The following is a 17,059-nucleotide window of genomic DNA, read 5'->3' as shown; positions in this document are numbered from 1 at the left end:
AAGGCTTGTCCTAAAACAGGGGACAAAGCCTTTTGTTTTTTAATCATTATCTTCTTGACTTAAAGGGTTGAGTTTGACAGCATCCCTCAACTTTTCATCATCTACATGAGTATAAATTTGAGTAGTAGATACATTTTCATGACCTAATATTTTTTGAAGGCTTCTTATATCCACATTTCCATACTTATACATGAGTGTTGCTGCTGTGTGTCTCAACTTATGAGGAGTATACTTTTCTGAATCCAGTTCTGCATTAATTAAGTGTTTTTTTAGCATAACCTCTACAGTTCTTTTGCTCATTCTTGTATGGTTTTTACTTATAAAAAGAACATCCTTATCAATTATCTTATCTATATTTTCGCTGCGAACCTTTAAATAATTATTTAAAGCTTTAATACATGCATTGTTTAAATAAACGGTTCTCTCTTTATTTCCTTTACCTATAACAGTTAATATGTCGCCTTTAATATTGGAAATATTAATGCTGCATAACTCAGAAAGTCTAAGACCACAGTTTAAAAATAAAGTTATTATACAATAATCTCTTTCCTTATTCCTACCGGATACAGCCTTTAAAAGAGATTTACTTTCGTCTAAAGTAAGATAAGTAGGATTTCTTTTACTTATTTTTGGCGATTCCAAATCTACAGCAGGATTTTCATCTATAACTTTAGCTCTGCTGCTTAAAAACTTAAAAAAAGATTTTAATGTAGCAACTTTTCTGGCCCTAGCATAAGTACTATTTTGTCTATACTTTTCTGTAAATGATAAAAATGCATAAAGATCTGCCAAGGTTATCTTTCTCAAAAGGGAATTATCTATATCACCTATAGGAATTTCCTCAAAATCAAGAGTTTCATCATTGATTAGACCTTTATAAATTTTTAAAAATCTAAAAAACATAGTTAAATCAATTTTATAGCCTTTTATAGTATTTTGAGATTTACCTTTTATTGTTTCTAAATAGTTTAGAAAATCTATTAAACTTTGAGGTAAAGTGTTATTTCTTATTGATGCTATATTGTATTTCATAGTATTAAATTCCTTTCACTTCTTTTAATATTTGTGCAACCACTTTTTTTAAAGCATCTTCTTCATTGCTTAGTGTTAAAATAGTATATCCTTTCGCCCTACTATTGTTACTATGAGAATGCTTTTCAATTTCAATTAAAAATTTGCTCATTGAGAGTGACTTTAATATAATTACAGGTATGTCTGTTTCAAAATCTGAAATTCCAAGAGCAGTTACACCAATTATAATTTCATATTTATTGAGTTCTTGTTCAAGGAACATGTTTAATTTATACCTTATATTATTTTCGTGAGAACAACTAAGTAATTGAGTAGGCATAGTGCTGCCTTTTTTTATGGATTTATAATCTCTTTTAGTTACAGCTATTTTTTGAGCTTCCTTTTGGGTTCTATTTAGACCTAATTCTTTTAGCCATATTTGTATTGTTCGGGGGCCAACGTCATATATATTCGCTATATCTGTAGTGCTTATGTTTCTTTTTATCATCAGTATATATAGATCCTTTATTATGTATTCGTAGCCTCTATGAACGTTTAAAGACTCATAATTATTATATATTTTTTTAATCTCCATTTCATCCTTAGAATTTAAATCTATGGATAATAGTTTTTTTACATGCTCATCATATTCAAAATGCTTATATTTAAATGTTATAGTTCTACCTCTAGCCATAAAAACCTCCTAAATGCATTGTAATCGTTGATTCTATTATACTATATAACTTCGCATAATTCAATACACGAAGTTTAATAAATGTATATTTAGCGCATATAATTTTATATGTGATGAAATAGTGGTTTTCTTTATATACAAATAGTACTTATTTGTATATAATCATGCTGCTATTTAATAAAGCATTTACTTATATATTGTATTTAAAAATTACAAATTCAATATATAAGAATTCTAATATTATATATAAAATGACATTTATAAAGAAAACATGCACAAAACATCAAAATACAAATGTAAGTTAATCTTTTGTACATTTTTGTAAAAAAATCTGTTATTTTTATATAACTGTATTTCAATTGATAACATTATCAATTGCTGTAGTAGGGGAAAGTTAACATTTTTTATTCATTTCTAATTTCATAACATTCATAATAAATGTGACTAGTTATTAATTTTATATATTTCCACAAACTGGTGATAATTGTGTGGATTCAATTTTTTATTATCTTTTCTACTTTTCGCAGCAGGGCGCAGAAGTTACTACATTTATCATCAATAAATATCAATTTATTTAAAAAAACAAAAAATAAAAAAGCTCCAAACATAAAGTTGTAAAGTTTGAAGCTTTTTAAATTTTATTTTTTTAACAGAAAGGGCTAGGAAAGTATTGTAAAATCTAAGCAATAAATTACAAGCAAAATTATAGATAAAAAAATAAGACCAGATTTTGCTGGTCTTAAAACATGGATCCATTCCATCCCCAATCTTTTACTTCGGAAAAGGTTATATAAACACTATCCTTAGAAATAGAAAGTTCATCTTCAAATAATTCACATATTTTAGATGTAATAGCTTCTTTGTATCTTTTTTCAGCAGTTCCAAAAATTTTAACTTCTACAAAAGCTGCCTTATCCATTTTATTTCCTCTAAAGAAAAGAGAATAGTTATCATTAAATCCTACCATTAACCATTCTTCACTTTTTCCAGGTATCTCACTAATTATTTTACCCATTTTTGATTTTATAACTTCTTTCTTTTCTTCAGATAATTTTACAGTTAAAGTTGAATTTATATATGGCATTAAACTTCACTCCTTTATATTCTTTTATAATATGTTTTGCATTGCAAATTAAAAAACTTCATTTTAAAAATATTATTCTAACATCATGTATTGTATCATATTAATGATACAATCTCAAATTTTAGTCCTTATTTAGAAATGATGATCTAACTATAGAATTATCTCCATATTTATTTTTTATATTATCTATAGCTTTATCCAAGGACCTATTCTTTTCTAATTTTTTTTCATAATTTTTATCATCAAACAAACTTATCTGTTTTATTCCTTCCTTGCACAAATCTCCTAAAGTCACTCCAATTAATCTTATAGGTTCTCCCTTCCATAACTTATCAAAAAGTTCATAGCTGCATTTTATTATTTCATCTGTGCAGTCTGTAGCTATATTCATCTTTTTTTGCTTTGAATATACTTCAAAACTACTGTTTTTTATAGAAACAGCTATAACATTACAGAGAAATTTATTATTTCTCAACTTCATAGCCGTATTTTCACATAAAGAAAGTATTATTTTATGTGCAGCTTCCCTATTTGTTATATCATAAGTTAGTGTGGTGGAATTACTTATGCTTTTTGCAGCTTCTTTGCTTCTAGTTCCTAATTTGGATTTATCTATACCATTAGCATAATTCCATAAAAGTTCTCCATAGCTCTTAAATTTATATTTTAAAAACTTTAAATCATAATTAGCTAAATCACCTATAGTAAAAATGTTCATTTCATTAAGTTTAGGTAAAGTAGCTCTTCCTACCATAAATAAATTTTCTACAGGAAGTGGCCACATCTTATTTTTTATCTCATTAGGAAAAAGCGTATGAATTTTATCAGGTTTTTCAAAATCTGATGCCATTTTTGCTAAAATTTTGTTACAGGATATACCTATATTCACTGTAAATCCTAATTCCTTTTTTACTCTATTTTTAATAATATGTGCAAGTTTTATATATTCTTTTTCACCTGTTAAATCTAAAAAACATTCATCTATAGAAAACTTTTCAACAACAGGTGTATACTCATTCAAAAGACTAAACATAGCTTTGCTGTATCTAGAATAAATCGAAAACAAAGGAGGTATTACCAAAATATTTTCACACTTCTTTTTAGCTTTTGCAATAGCTTCCCCTGTTTTTATTCCATACTTTTTAGCAGAAATAGATTTTGCTAACACAACACCATGCCTTTTACTCTCATCCCCTCCTATTATAGAAGGTATTTCTCTTAAATCTATTTTTTCTCCCTGACTCAGCTTATATACTGCACTCCATGAAAGAAAAGCAGAATTTACATCTATATGAAAAATTATTTTAGAATCCATATGCTAAATTACCTCACATCTAATGACATAATAGATTGATATTATTTGGTTAACTTTTATTTTTGTTTACATAATATTTATTATTTATACAATATTAAAAAATAAGCCTAATAAGTATATTGTACTTATTAAGTTTATTGATATTTTCTATAACTATTAATAATTATAGATCATTTAACTAATTTACTTTCATCAATTGGCTTTATTTTGATATACCCATCCTCTAATTCTTCTACTATATGATTATTTTGCAAATCAATTGAACCAGCTTTTAATAATCTTTCATAGTAAGACATATGACGAAATGGATCTGCTAAATCTTGACGAGATAATTTATTTTGTTTAATTTTTAATTTTTTCATAAAAATCCTTCTCCTTTATATTAATAGTTTTTTATGATCGTTTCTATTTTTTTAAAGGCATCAGTAATTTTTACATTAATTAAATCCCAATTTCTTATTCTTGTAACATCATTATCGTTTAACCGTATTCTCTTACCATAAACATCATAAATACCACTACCTTTATTAACTAGTTCTATTGTATCGAAATGTGTTCCCCTTTTATTAAGGGTATACCAACTTTGCAAACAATTGTTCTCTTTAGTATTATATATCCAATTTACATCTATTTCAATACTAGAAATTTCATTTATCATATCCAGTATTGTTTCGTATCTTTCATCAACATTAATATTTATTGCTTTATTTATAATTTTTCTCAATTTTATTGGAGTGTGTGGTAAATAAAATTTTCTATCAGGAAAATTACCTTCAGTAATTGCTTGCCTTGCCTGACCTTTTGTATTCCAATATTGAAACATACTGTGAAAAACTTTATTACCATTGCACATTCTATACAAGGTTATTCCTGCTTGATAAATATCAGTTTTATTTGAAAAATCAGTATACTTATTCACTTCTGGAGGCATATGCAAATTATACAACTTATTAGGTCTTGCCAGTCCATAAGAATCTATATATTTTGCAAGGCCAAAATCAGTAATTACTGCCTTATTGTTATCATCTATCATTATATTAGTAGGCTTTATATCAAAATGAATTAATCCTTTTGTATGAATATAATGTACTCCACTAAGGAACTCTAATGAGTATTTTATTATTTCTTTTACAGTTAAAAATTTCTTATTTAATAAATTATTTAAGGAACCATTTTTATAGTAAGGCATTGAAATATATATATATTGTTCATCTTCACTTGCATACTTTATGGGCATAACATTAGGATGTTTTACATCATTTAATAATCTTGATTCATTAAAGAAATTACTTTCATCAGTATTGTTATAATCTTCATTAATAGCTTTTTTAGAAATTTTCTTTATAATTAAATTTTCATTTAACTGGGGATCAAATGCCTTATATACTGTGGAATTTTTACCTTCCTCTCCCATTACCTCCAATAAATCAAATTTCAATTGAGTATAACATAGTCCCATAAAATTCCTCCTATATACGACTTGCTGCAACAGCAGCAATGATGCTTTCTCTTTCTTCCTTACAATAAATTGACCATTGACTAATATTTTCAAAAATTTTTTTGTTATTAATGCAATAAGTAATTTCCTGAACATCTTTTTTTAATATTAAAGCAATTTTTGATTTTACACCAATAAAGTATTTTTCTATAGAACTATTATATATTAACTCCTGTATTACACCTTCAATATAAATTGCTTCAACATCATAATTGACAGCCTCCTCTAATATTCTAATTCCTGCATTTTTAACCTTATACTCTAATATTATAGAAAATAAACAATTTCTAATAAAACCTAACCTTTCTGGCATGTTTAATACTTTTGGAACAGTTAAATTCGAACATACCAGTACTTGAAATTCTTTATCATCACTATTTACAATAGAATAATAAACTTTTACTGGTGTTACTCTAATCCCAATGGAATTCATAAATCTGTCCCCCTATAAAATGTAACATCATTATTATAGTATTCATCTCTATCATAAATAGTAAATGTTTTTAGTAATATAAATTATTACACAAAAAAACATTAGAATTTTCATTTTATTCTAATGTTTTTTAATTTGCTATATGTACTAAATATATTTATTTTAAATTTTTATATTTTGTTAGTTTACTTTAGGTTTAATTTACATAATATTTATTATTTATACTATAATCAAATATTTTATATAGAAATATCTCGTTTATGTGTATTTATTACTAAATAAATGATTCTAATTTATAAATATTTTCCTATATTTTTTACATGCTCATTTTCTTCATCTATTAATTGAGATAATATTTTGTAATTAGTACTGTTTACAGATAAACTGGTCTTTGCAATTTTCCCCTTTATATATATGAGCAGTGCAACATTCTCTTTTTCAAAATTAAATATATCCTTTAAAAACTCTTTAACACTATATTTATTAAATTCGTGTATTTTATTTGCAAACTCATATATAAGTGTAGATATTTTATCATAAGTTAGAAAATCTATTTCTATATTTTCATCCGCTGATATATCATTTTTAATTTGTTTAAAATAAGCGGCATGCCTTCTTTCCTCATTACACATTACCTTTGCTAAGACTTTTAAATTCATGTACTTTTCATCAAATTGTAAATTTGAAATGTGTTCATATATTGATGACATATTTATTTCTATTTCAATTAATTTATCTAAAACATCCTTAATTGTATAGTTCATAATGATTTTCCCTCCTTACTTGTTAACTTATTAGACATATGATAAATTTACATATAATACATCTTTAATTCACATTTTATCACAAACTTAATATAAATAATAATACCTGGACATTTATTAAATTTGTATTGCTGAATTTAGAATTACTTAATAATAAGTGCCAGGTATTATCCTATTAATTTTTTTCTTTATTTTTGTTATCTTTATTTATTGTCTTTTCTTTTAAATTAGTTTTTTTCTCACTTGATGAATTTGAATTTTTTTCATTTTCTTTAACATTAGTATTTTCATTAGATTTTTTTAAATTATCTTTATTTGGTACAGCTTTATTATTTCCTTCAATATTTTTCTCACCTGTGCCGCTATCTTTAATATTTTTATCATTATTTACAGTACTTTCACTGTTTATTAAATTATTGTTCGTAGTATCTTCTCCATTACCAGGTTCTTTTACCTTTTTATCTTCAGCATTATAATTTTTATCGCTGTTTGTTTTATTAAAAATTACAGTTCCATTTTTATCTATCCTTAAATTCAGTTTTTCCTTATCTATCTCCTTTTTAAATCCAGATAGATCAACGTCTTTTTTTCCTTCTATATTTAAGGTAACAATTTTATTTTCTTTAGTATAATCTTCATTTATAAACTTATCTTTTTCACTTCTTTCTAAAATTTCCATAAGAGCTTTATCTACTACATCATTTTTTATATTTATCTCTTTTAATAGTTTAACTCCATCCTCATTTAATGGTTTTACATCTATTACTCTATCCCATCTGTTCAATTTCATTTCCAAACTAGGATTTATATTAACTACTATTGTAGAAACTGGAGTATAATAAGCGTAAGCAGATCCTCCTGATAAAATCATAAAAAATATTAAACAAGCAGCTGCATACTTAAAAAGATTACTACTAATTGTACCCTTCTTAGTCAATAGACCTTCATATTCTTCTCCTATATTAGGAATGTTCCTTTCGTTATCTACATATACATTCAAAAATTCCCCATCACATGTAAGTATAGAAACAAATTTCTTTTCAACAGAAATAACTATGCCTTTTTTACTTTCCATTTTTATCACCTACTTTTATGTTTAAATAAGAAGTTATATAATAATAACTTTCATTAGATATAATTATTATTAAAGATAAAATGTACCTTCTCCACTGTTCTATAAATTTTCTATTACATCCTATAGTAATGCAAATTTGTTTCACAGGCAGTTTCTTATATTTATGAATATAATTTAATATGGAACTATCTTTTGAGCATGCAAATGAAACATCTAATAGCTTGTCTCTTGTATCTTTGTGAGAAGGAGAATTATTGACTAGATCCTTAAAACTTACATTATACCTTTTAAGTTCTTCAGAAAGGACCTTTATTTCTTCACTTCTCTTTAAATTTTCTTGCTTTATTTCATACTCTGTTAAGGAATTTTTTAAGAAAGCATCCTTTAATTCTTCATTTTCTTCACCAAAGGATAATTGATACTTATTAGAATTTTTTCTAAAATAGTCTATGAGAGCATTCTTTATAAGAACCTTTGCATAACTAAAAAAATTTCCTCTAGTTTCAACATAGCTGTTACAAGCATTATTAAAAGCAATAAGTGCCACACTTAATTCATCGTCATTTTCCCATTGAAGTTTTTTCTTACATATTGAAAAGGTAACATTATAAATAAACTTCTTATTTTCCTCTATAAAGGTGTCTCTGTCTTTAATTAAATTTTCCTGTAAATCCATTTAGCTAACCACCTCATATATTTATACGAATTAATTTTTTAATTTAAAGGGGTCCTTAATATAAATTTACATTAATATTTAATAAATTCAACTGGAAAGTATTCCTAAGTTAATTTTTTATTTACTCATATATGTTCTTCAATTCATTTTGCAACATAATTCCAACTATATCAGCAAATCTCTCCAAAGATTTAATATGTACTAAATTATGTCCATATATCTTCTTAACAGCAGGAACATCCTCATCAATCCCTGTAAAAACCCCAAGAATGGGAATTCCATTATGTATACCTTTCCTAACTTCCAAGGCAGTATCCTTAACGCCCATTGCATCTGCATAATCACATTGAATATGATTAGTCCCACTAGATGGTATGCACTGCATATCATTGGGTTTTCCATCAGATAATACTATGAGTATTTTATGTTCACTATTCAAATTTTTCATCATATAAACTGCAGTACGTATAGCTAATCCATCCCTATTATATCCTGAGGAATTATAATCAAAAATCTTATTATTTTTATTAACTTCATTATAATCACGAAAAAGATTAATAATTGTATAATCTTTAAGACTGCAGAAAGAGTATACTCTTACAGGAATTTGACAACGTGTAAGGCTTTCAGCTATGATATATCCCTCTGTTGCAATAATTTCCTGACGATTTGCCTGAGATCCTGATGCATCTAACATTATATCTACAGTTAGATTTCCAAAATCATTCTTAAAATTTTTTATAAAAATCTTATCATCATAAAGGTAAAGATTTCTCCAGGCTTTTCCTGCTGCAAACTTTCCAGTTTTTGATATGCAAGAAGATTCTAAATTAACAAGTATTGTATTTCTAATTTTATTCGTCAACTTTAAAATGTTATTATTGTTCTTTATAAAGTTTTCATTATAATATTCGTTATTTTTTTGTTTTTGCTTTAAAACTTTATTTCTATGATTAACTGCATTTTTATTATTAACGTCAAAATCTCCTCTCGTAAAATGAATATGGCAATCTTTATGATTTCCAACACACAAATTTCTTTCGAGAATCTTTATTTCTGATTCTTGTAAAATTGAATTTCCATAATATCCTTGTATAAATTTTCTCTCATCTCTATTTATTTCATCTGTAGATTTGAACAAATGAAAAGTTTCATTATTAGGTTTTTCTTTATCTTTTTCAAAACTAATTTTCCAGATTAAATTAGCAGATATTAAATTAAAATGTTTAAAAAGCAAATTACGCCAAGAACGAACCATTTCAATATCCATTTGAAGAAGACTTTTGCTTTTACTTTTTACATTTTTTTCTTTACTGCTAGCATATTTATATTGAAAATAAACTTTTATAATCTCATTCATACGAAATATAATTTGTTCCGTATTCATATATTCATCAAATTCTAAATCATTTAAAATGTTACTCACCATTTTTGTCATCTTAGGTCTTTCACCCAATGCTCTCTTAAAATGAGCTATCTTAATTTCATCTATAATATCAATAACAGAAGATGAATCATACTTATCAAGAAAATTTTTTGAATACTCTCGTCTTAGACTTTCAAGGGCTAACCGTTTATCTTTTCCCTTTTTATAAGTACAATTTTCTAAACCTATCCAAGTTAGTTCTTCTAAAGGTATTTGGCCCGTATCTTGTTTAAGATAATCAAAAAAATTCTTCAGAAGTGAATAATTATAATATTTGTGAACAGCTCCAATAATATAATTTAAGTAAATATCAGCCTTTCCGTTTTTATCATATACTTTGATTTCTGGACTAAAGGAATAATCAGATGATGCATTCCATATAATATTACAAGCCCTTCTTATTTCATTACTATCTTCTTTCATACTCAATCTGTAAAAATTTCACCTCTTTCCACTTTTTCTGGTATCCTAAGTCGAATAACATCATCTATAAGATCTTTTTCAAAGCTATCAAATGATTTATTTGTTATTCCCATCTTAAGTGCTTTAGATGCTTCTAGTCCTTTATTCATAAGGTGAATAGAAGAAAGAAGTCCCCTTAGGTCCACAGATTTTGTAGAAATTTCTGAACTTTCGCTTTTCTTCTGAATATCCTGAAATAGTCCTGTGAATTGTTCGGCATATTCATTCTTCATATTAGGAAATTCGCACTTAAGTAGTTTTCTGAGGTTCTCAGAAGAAATAGTTGGCATTTCAATAACCATAAAACGTGAAACTAAAGCTTCATTAAGTTCTCTTGTGCCTGCGTATCCATAATTCATCGTAGCGATAAACCTAGTTTCATCTTTTAAGGAAAATTTGTCATAACCAGGTACATCAATGATTCTTCTGAAATCCAAAGCAGCATGAAGAAGTGCAATAGATTCATTCTTTGCCATATTAATCTCATCAAGAATTCCAAAACCACCTAGTGCTGCACATTGGTAAATTGGACCATGCCTTAGAACAACTTCCCCATCTTTAAATGTATCAGTACCAATAAGAGATGAAGAATCTGTGTTGACATGAAAAGAAATATCCCAGCTAGGTCTTTGGAATACAGCTGCTAAATTTTCTGCCAATACGTTTTTTCCAGTTGCCTTAGGACCAACCAAGAGAAGGTTTTCACCACAAAGAATAGCTGTAATTGCTTCTTCCCAAATTTCTTTACCATAATAATTATATTTTGGTTTTGGTATTCTGTATTTCACATCCGGGCTCACCTTATAAAAATTTTGAAAATCTTTTATTTCAGTAATTAAATTTTCACTAATTCCTTCTTTTTTTAAAAAATTTAACATATTACACCTCCCACTATTGTTAAAAAATACTATGGTAATTATTTTATGTATTAGTCTAAATCTTCTTGAACAACTTGATAAACTAAAAAATGACAACACTAAAAAAAACCAAAATTTATTTTTTGATTTTGGATCATTTTCTAAGTAGGGATAATACCTGCCTTCCTCTATTTTTTCTATTGTAAAAAATTATACTTTAAGACTTGGTATTATCCATTATTTATTTTTTATAAATATTTGTAATTAATAAAAGACACTTTATGGCATTTTATTAATAGAAATGCTTTTTAAAGATTTTTTTATATCTTCTCTACTTTTACTTATACTGCTTTCTACAGCTGCAGTTACAGCACCTTCAACTAAAGCAGCATCCACAATTTCAACTTTTTCCTTCATGTCATCTGGAAGAAAATCTAAAGCCATTTCTGCATTCATAAAGGCACTTCCAAGATCAAATAAAACTAATACTCCATCTTCAGAGTAAACTTCATTTATAGCATTACTTATTTTTTCCATGTCAGTACCTATTCTGCCATCTGAGGTTCCGCCTGCTGCAGCCATAGGTACTTCTTCAGCCATTTGCAGGGCAAGTGCTTTTACTCCTTCAGCAATTTTTTCGCTATGAGATACTATTACAATACCAACCATTTTTTAATCTCCCTTACTATATATCCTTATCCTATATATTAACCATCTATGAGCAAAATGCATTTTTAACAATACATAATTTTCTCAAGAGTTTCTTTTACTGCTTAAAATCCATATAACTTCACTATCCAAAGTAATAACACCATATTCTATCAATGATTATTTTTGAGAAATTTCTTTTATACATTCATATATAGTATTTAACATTAAATAGCTTGATGTAGCACCTGGATCCTGATGTCCTATGCTTCTTTCACCCAAGTAGCTGGCACGTCCTTTTTTAGCTATAATCTCTTTAGTATGGAGAACTCCCTTTAAAGCTGAATCCTTAGCTTTTTCCAATGCTATAACAGTATCCTCATTTGAAGATACTGATTCATTTAAGGATTCAATGGCAGGAACAATGGCATCTACCATGGTTTTATCCTCTAATTCAGCTTTTCCTCTCATTTTTATTCCACCTAAAGCAGCATTCATTACATTTAAGAAATCCTTTAAATCCATAGTCTTTGCATCCTTAAGCTCTACAGCAGCTTTCATAAAAGCTGTACCATAAAGTGGACCTGAAGCTCCTCCTACATTTGAAACCAATGCCATACCAGCTTTTTTTAATACATCTCCTATAGCAGCTTCAGTATCATCTTTAATTTTGTCACTAACTGCTAAAAAGCCTTTTTCCATATTTATTCCATGGTCTCCGTCCCCTATTGCTGCATCCAATTCTGAAAGAAAAGCTTTGTTTTGGGACATAACATCAGTTATTTTATTTAATATTTTTATTACTTCTGCTGTATTAATACTCATTGCCTTCAATCTCCTTATTATTTCCTGTATATACTATTAATCTAATTTCAGTTATTTCAATATGTTATTCTATACTCTTAAAAGCTGGTGTATTTGCTGGCTCATCCAATAAAGCTTTTAATTCATCATCTAATTTTAATATAGTTACTGAATAACCTGCCATTTCAAGAGATGTCATAAATTCTCCTACAAAAGTTTTATGAATCTTTATTCCCTTGCTTTGAAGCATTTCATTAACCTTTTTATTTACTATATATAACTCCATTAAAGGTGTAGAGCATAAACCATTTACCATAACAGCTACTTCTTCGCCTTTTTCTATAGTAATATCATCTAATATTTTATTAACTAAATGTTCAGTTATTTCATCTGAAGTTTTTATAGTTTCTCTATGAGTACCTGGTTCACCATGAATACCCATACCTATTTCAATTTCATCTTCTCCTAAAGTAAAATTTGGTTTTCCAGCTGCAGGTACAATACAAGAACTTAATGCCATTCCCATACTGCGTACATTGCTTATTACTTTTTCTGCTACTCTTTTTACTTCTTCTAAAGAAGCACCCTGCTCTGCCTTAGCTCCTGCAATTTTATGAATAAATACAGTTCCAGCAATACCTCTTCTTCCTGCTGTATAAGTACTGTTTTCTACTGCTACATCATCATTTACAACTACAGATTCTACTTTTATACCATCCATATCAGCCAAGTCTTTTGCCATATCAAAATTCATTACGTCACCACTATAGTTCTTTATTACAAGTAAAACTCCAGCTCCACCATCTACTGCTTTAACTGCCTCGTATACTTGGTCTGGAGTAGGTGAAGTAAATACTGCTCCTGCTACAGCTGCATCTAACATACCAGTACCTACATATCCCCCATGTGCTGGTTCATGTCCACTTCCACCACCACTTACTATAGCAACTTTTCCTTTTATAGGTGAATTTTTTCTAACGATTACATTAGCAGTATCTAATTTTCTTATATATTCAGGATGGGCTGCCACCATTCCATCTAGCATGTCCTCTACAACATTATTTGGATTATTAATTATTTTTTTCATGTACATTTTCCCCCTTTTTCATTAATTTACTTAATAAAGTAAACTATTCTTAATTTACTTTCTATTTTATCACATTTTCGCAATAAATATTGAATAATATTTCATCAATTAGAAAAAAATATAATATAGTATATATTTTAGCTTTACATGGATTTATTTGCATTAAAAATGTATATTCACTAATTTAACTATCAGCATAAAACAAGGAGTGTTTAATTTGAAAATTGGTATACCAAAAGGCTTATTATATTGTAAGTACCACCCATTTATAAATACTTTTTTCTCAGAGTTAGGTGCAGATATTGTAACTTCTCCTGAAAGCAATAAAGATATTCTAAACTTGGGAGTAAAATATTCTGTAGATGAAGCTTGCTTACCTATTAAAATTTTTCACGGACATGTAGCTTATTTAAAAAATAAATGTGATATTATGCTTATACCACGTATAATGTGTCTTAATAAAAAAGAGTATATTTGTCCTAAATTTTGTGGACTTCCAGAAATGATATTAAATGATGTACCTAATATGCCAAAATGTATAACTTACCCCATTTATGCTTTTTCACATAGTTATTTTAAAATTTGTATTTTTAAAATGGGCACATACATAACTAAAAATTATTTTAAAATACAAGAAGCTTATAAAAAAGCTATTGAAGCTCAAATAAAATACAAAAATGGTATAAAAGATACTGGATTTAAATTAAATGTAGCCCTAGTAGGACATCCTTATAATATTTATGATAAATTTGCAAACATGAATTTAGTAAAAAAACTGAATGGTCTTGGTATAGGTGTAGTTACAGAAGATTTTATACAAAAGGATAAAATAAATAGCCAAATTAAAAGCTTATTTAAAAAACCTTTTTGGACTTTTACAAGAAATTCTTATGGATTTTCAAGATATGTGGCATTGAATAAAAAAGTAAATGGAATAATATACATTTCATCTTTTGCTTGTGGAATAGATTCTGTAACAATTGAATTAATAAAAAATCAACTAGCATATTTTCCATTTTTAATATTAAAAATAGATGAGCAAACTGGTGAAGCAGGCTTTTATACACGTTTAGAAGCCTTTGCAGATATGCTTGAAAGGAGGTACATTTAAAATGAAAGTTACCTTTCCTCACCTAGGTAATACATGCTTTGCACTTAAAGCAATATTTGATGGACTTCAAATAGATTATATAATTCCACCTTCTAGCAATAGAAAAGCTTTAGAAATAGGTTCAAAATATTCTCCTGAAGAAATATGTCTTCCATTTAAAATAATGTTAGGGAATTATATTCAAGGTATCGAAAATGGTGCTGATACTATATTATCTGTAGGAAGCTGTGGCCCTTGTAGATTTGGGGAGTATTCTGAACTTCAAATGAATATACTTAAAAAATTAGGCTATAATTTAAATTTTATAGTTTTTGATAAACCAAGTTCTATAGGGTTTATGGAATTTATAAATAGATTTAATAAAATATCATCTCAAAGTTCTATAAAAGTTAAAGAAAAATTAAATATACTTTACAAAGCTTATAAAATTATAAATATAATAGATGTCATTGAATCATATTGTAAATTAGCTGCAGGTTACGAAGTTACTAAAGGAATTTTTAAAAAAATTTTAAATCAATGCAAAGATGAAGCATTTTATTGTAATACTCCTGATAACATGATAAAGCATTTTAAAAGGTATAAAGCGATTATAGAGGATATTCCTTTAGACAAAAGCAAAAGGCCTCTTAAAGTAGCCATAATTGGAGAAATTTACACTATAATAGAGCCATTTTCAAATCTATATATTGAAGATAAGCTTATGGATTACAGCGTGTCAAGCATTAGACAGCTTTCTCCAAGTTGGTGGATTAAAAATACTATATTAGGTATTTTTAAAATGAATTCATTAGATATAAAAAAGATTTCAAAAAATTATATTCCCATACCCATTGGAGGGTATGCAAAAGAATGTATTGGTGAAGCTTTACTAGCTGAAAAAAACGGTTGCGATGGAGCTATTCAAATTATGCCTATGGGATGTATGCCAGAAATTGTTTCTAAGTCCATACTACCTAATATTTCTAAGGATAAAAATTTTCCTATTATGACCTTAGTGGTAGATGAAATGACTGGTGATGCAGGTTATTTAACTAGAGTAGAAGCATTTTTAGATTTATTAGAAAGGAGACAAAGAAATGTACTATATGGGAGTTGATGTAGGTTCTGTAAGTACTGATATTGTTATAGTAGATGAAAATATCAATGTAGTTGAATCTTTATATTTAAGAACTAAAGGTAAGCCTATAAATGCAATTCAAGAAGGTTTTAAAACTTTGCAAAAAAAATACCATAACGAACAAATTAAAGCTGTGGGTACCACTGGAAGCGGAAGACACATCTGCTCTTTTGTAATTGGAGCAGATGTAATAAAAAATGAAATAACTGCTCATGCTGTAGCTGCTCTACATGTAAATAATAATGTAAAAACCATCATAGAAATTGGAGGACAGGATTCAAAAATAATAACTTTAAATAATGGTATTGTAACTGATTTTGCCATGAATACAGTATGTGCTGCAGGTACAGGGTCCTTTCTTGACAGACAGGCAGAAAGATTAGATATTCCAATTGAAGATTTTGGAAATTATTCTTTACTATCCAAAAATCCTGTACGTATAGCTGGAAGATGTGCTGTTTTTGCAGAATCAGATATGATACATAAACAACAACTTGGTTATAGCGAATCAGACATTATAAGAGGCCTTTGTGAAGCATTAGTTAGAAATTATCTTAATAATGTTGGAAAAGGAAAAGAAATACGTTCTGAAATATTCTTTCAAGGAGGAGTAGCTGCAAATATAGGAATGAAAGCAGCTTTTGAAAATTCATTAGGTTTAAAAGTTACAATACCTCCAAATTTTAAAGTTATGGGTGCTATTGGTGCTGCAATTTTATCTAAAGAATTATTATCAAAAACCAATTTTAAAACTAAATTTAAAGGCTTTGATTTATCAAATATGAACTTTAATTCTAAAAGTTTTGAATGCAAAGGATGTTCTAATAGATGTGAAATAGTAAAAATTCAATCTGATGAGGCTATTTTAGGTTGTTTTGGTGATATATGTGGAAAATGGAGCAGCAATTTAGCTGGTTAAAATAATTAATTTTAGTAACATTTTTTGATTTGCTGCATATGATATTAATGTAGTTAAGGTTTTGGAGGTATATAC

18 protein-coding genes are annotated in these 17,059 nt (G+C 27.4%); 3 read left to right on the top strand and 15 right to left on the bottom strand.

Going from position 1 to position 17,059, the window contains the following annotated elements:
- Positions 1–39: 39 nt before the first annotated feature.
- From Ccar_RS07425 to dhaK, 15 genes are all read right to left on the bottom strand, one after another.
- On the bottom strand, positions 40–1,032 hold the full coding sequence (locus tag Ccar_RS07425; protein ID WP_007061061.1) for a tyrosine recombinase XerC: 993 nt from the start codon (positions 1,030–1,032) through the stop codon (positions 40–42).
- Between the two features lie 4 nt (positions 1,033–1,036).
- The gene (locus Ccar_RS07420) at positions 1,037–1,705 is read right to left on the bottom strand and encodes a hypothetical protein (RefSeq protein WP_007065225.1); all 669 of its coding nucleotides are present in this window, start codon (positions 1,703–1,705) and stop codon (positions 1,037–1,039) included.
- A gap of 739 nt (positions 1,706–2,444) precedes the next feature.
- The gene (locus Ccar_RS07415) at positions 2,445–2,789 is read right to left on the bottom strand and encodes a phenylpyruvate tautomerase MIF-related protein (RefSeq protein ID WP_007061064.1); all 345 of its coding nucleotides are present in this window, start codon (positions 2,787–2,789) and stop codon (positions 2,445–2,447) included.
- Positions 2,790–2,910: 121 nt separating this feature from the next.
- Positions 2,911–4,104: a Y-family DNA polymerase gene (locus tag Ccar_RS07410; protein WP_048030003.1), complete on the bottom strand. Its 1,194-nt coding sequence runs from the start codon at positions 4,102–4,104 to the stop codon at positions 2,911–2,913.
- A gap of 170 nt (positions 4,105–4,274) precedes the next feature.
- On the bottom strand, positions 4,275–4,466 hold the full coding sequence (locus tag Ccar_RS07405) for a hypothetical protein (RefSeq protein ID WP_007061066.1): 192 nt from the start codon (positions 4,464–4,466) through the stop codon (positions 4,275–4,277).
- 20 nt (positions 4,467–4,486) lie between these two features.
- Positions 4,487–5,563 carry a serine/threonine-protein kinase gene (locus tag Ccar_RS07400; RefSeq protein ID WP_007061067.1) on the bottom strand — a complete coding sequence of 359 codons (1,077 nt, stop codon included), beginning with the start codon at positions 5,561–5,563 and terminating at the stop codon, positions 4,487–4,489.
- A 10-nt stretch (positions 5,564–5,573) separates the two neighbouring features.
- The gene (locus Ccar_RS07395) at positions 5,574–6,035 is read right to left on the bottom strand and encodes a RuvC family protein (RefSeq protein ID WP_007061068.1); all 462 of its coding nucleotides are present in this window, start codon (positions 6,033–6,035) and stop codon (positions 5,574–5,576) included.
- A 293-nt stretch (positions 6,036–6,328) separates the two neighbouring features.
- Positions 6,329–6,799: a hypothetical protein gene (locus Ccar_RS07390; RefSeq protein ID WP_007061069.1), complete on the bottom strand. Its 471-nt coding sequence runs from the start codon at positions 6,797–6,799 to the stop codon at positions 6,329–6,331.
- Between the two features lie 175 nt (positions 6,800–6,974).
- Entirely contained in the window at positions 6,975–7,874 is a 900-nt protein-coding gene (locus tag Ccar_RS07385) for an anti-sigma-I factor RsgI family protein (RefSeq protein ID WP_007065222.1), read from the bottom strand.
- The gene (locus Ccar_RS07380) at positions 7,864–8,550 is read right to left on the bottom strand and encodes a sigma-70 family RNA polymerase sigma factor (protein WP_007061071.1); all 687 of its coding nucleotides are present in this window, start codon (positions 8,548–8,550) and stop codon (positions 7,864–7,866) included. The genes Ccar_RS07385 and Ccar_RS07380 overlap by 11 nt, the downstream gene beginning before the upstream one ends.
- A 121-nt stretch (positions 8,551–8,671) precedes the next feature.
- Positions 8,672–10,405 (bottom strand): vWA domain-containing protein, encoded by a 1,734-nt coding sequence (locus Ccar_RS26060; RefSeq protein ID WP_007065221.1) that lies wholly within the window; start codon positions 10,403–10,405, stop codon positions 8,672–8,674.
- Positions 10,402–11,316 (bottom strand): AAA family ATPase, encoded by a 915-nt coding sequence (locus Ccar_RS07370; protein WP_007061074.1) that lies wholly within the window; start codon positions 11,314–11,316, stop codon positions 10,402–10,404. The genes Ccar_RS26060 and Ccar_RS07370 overlap by 4 nt, the downstream gene beginning before the upstream one ends.
- A gap of 258 nt (positions 11,317–11,574) precedes the next feature.
- Positions 11,575–11,964, bottom strand: coding sequence for a dihydroxyacetone kinase phosphoryl donor subunit DhaM (gene dhaM, locus Ccar_RS07365; protein ID WP_007065220.1), 390 nt, complete (start codon positions 11,962–11,964; stop codon positions 11,575–11,577).
- 159 nt (positions 11,965–12,123) lie between these two features.
- Entirely contained in the window at positions 12,124–12,768 is a 645-nt protein-coding gene (dhaL, locus tag Ccar_RS07360; protein ID WP_007061738.1) for a dihydroxyacetone kinase subunit DhaL, read from the bottom strand.
- Positions 12,769–12,832: 64 nt separating this feature from the next.
- Entirely contained in the window at positions 12,833–13,834 is a 1,002-nt protein-coding gene (dhaK, locus tag Ccar_RS07355; protein ID WP_007061739.1) for a dihydroxyacetone kinase subunit DhaK, read from the bottom strand.
- A gap of 217 nt (positions 13,835–14,051) precedes the next feature.
- Between dhaK and Ccar_RS07350 the strand changes: the two genes are divergently transcribed.
- From Ccar_RS07350 to Ccar_RS07340, 3 genes are read left to right on the top strand one after another with little or no spacing between them, the layout of a single operon-like run.
- On the top strand, positions 14,052–14,945 hold the full coding sequence (locus Ccar_RS07350; RefSeq protein ID WP_007061740.1) for an acyl-CoA dehydratase activase-related protein: 894 nt from the start codon (positions 14,052–14,054) through the stop codon (positions 14,943–14,945).
- A 1-nt stretch (position 14,946) separates the two neighbouring features.
- Entirely contained in the window at positions 14,947–16,044 is a 1,098-nt protein-coding gene (locus Ccar_RS07345) for a hypothetical protein (RefSeq protein ID WP_007061741.1), read from the top strand.
- Positions 16,025–16,984: an acyl-CoA dehydratase activase gene (locus Ccar_RS07340; RefSeq protein WP_007061742.1), complete on the top strand. Its 960-nt coding sequence runs from the start codon at positions 16,025–16,027 to the stop codon at positions 16,982–16,984. The genes Ccar_RS07345 and Ccar_RS07340 overlap by 20 nt, the downstream gene beginning before the upstream one ends.
- Positions 16,985–17,059: the final 75 nt, after the last annotated feature.

It is taken from the genome of Clostridium carboxidivorans P7, from assembly GCF_001038625.1.
GTDB lineage: Bacteria > Bacillota > Clostridia > Clostridiales > Clostridiaceae > Clostridium_AM > Clostridium_AM carboxidivorans.
This window is presented reverse-complemented; position numbering and strand designations above follow the sequence as displayed.

Bases quoted from the DNA above. Each gene is read 5' to 3' on its own strand.
- Ccar_RS07385 (WP_007065222.1), bottom strand. From the start codon at position 7,874: ATGGAAAGTAAAAAAGGCATAGTTATTTCTGTTGAAAAGAAATTTGTT.
- Ccar_RS07400 (WP_007061067.1), bottom strand. From the start codon at position 5,563: ATGGGACTATGTTATACTCAATTGAAATTTGATTTATTGGAGGTAATG.
- Ccar_RS07390 (WP_007061069.1), bottom strand. From the start codon at position 6,799: ATGAACTATACAATTAAGGATGTTTTAGATAAATTAATTGAAATAGAA.
- Ccar_RS07415 (WP_007061064.1), bottom strand. From the start codon at position 2,789: ATGCCATATATAAATTCAACTTTAACTGTAAAATTATCTGAAGAAAAG.
- Ccar_RS07345 (WP_007061741.1), top strand. From the start codon at position 14,947: ATGAAAGTTACCTTTCCTCACCTAGGTAATACATGCTTTGCACTTAAA.
- Ccar_RS07340 (WP_007061742.1), top strand. From the start codon at position 16,025: ATGTACTATATGGGAGTTGATGTAGGTTCTGTAAGTACTGATATTGTT.
- Ccar_RS07395 (WP_007061068.1), bottom strand. From the start codon at position 6,035: ATGAATTCCATTGGGATTAGAGTAACACCAGTAAAAGTTTATTATTCT.
- dhaM (WP_007065220.1), bottom strand. From the start codon at position 11,964: ATGGTTGGTATTGTAATAGTATCTCATAGCGAAAAAATTGCTGAAGGA.
- Ccar_RS07425 (WP_007061061.1), bottom strand. From the start codon at position 1,032: ATGAAATACAATATAGCATCAATAAGAAATAACACTTTACCTCAAAGT.
- Ccar_RS07410 (WP_048030003.1), bottom strand. From the start codon at position 4,104: ATGGATTCTAAAATAATTTTTCATATAGATGTAAATTCTGCTTTTCTT.
- Ccar_RS07405 (WP_007061066.1), bottom strand. From the start codon at position 4,466: ATGAAAAAATTAAAAATTAAACAAAATAAATTATCTCGTCAAGATTTA.
- Ccar_RS07370 (WP_007061074.1), bottom strand. From the start codon at position 11,316: ATGTTAAATTTTTTAAAAAAAGAAGGAATTAGTGAAAATTTAATTACT.
- Ccar_RS07380 (WP_007061071.1), bottom strand. From the start codon at position 8,550: ATGGATTTACAGGAAAATTTAATTAAAGACAGAGACACCTTTATAGAG.
- dhaK (WP_007061739.1), bottom strand. From the start codon at position 13,834: ATGAAAAAAATAATTAATAATCCAAATAATGTTGTAGAGGACATGCTA.
- dhaL (WP_007061738.1), bottom strand. From the start codon at position 12,768: ATGAGTATTAATACAGCAGAAGTAATAAAAATATTAAATAAAATAACT.
- Ccar_RS07420 (WP_007065225.1), bottom strand. From the start codon at position 1,705: ATGGCTAGAGGTAGAACTATAACATTTAAATATAAGCATTTTGAATAT.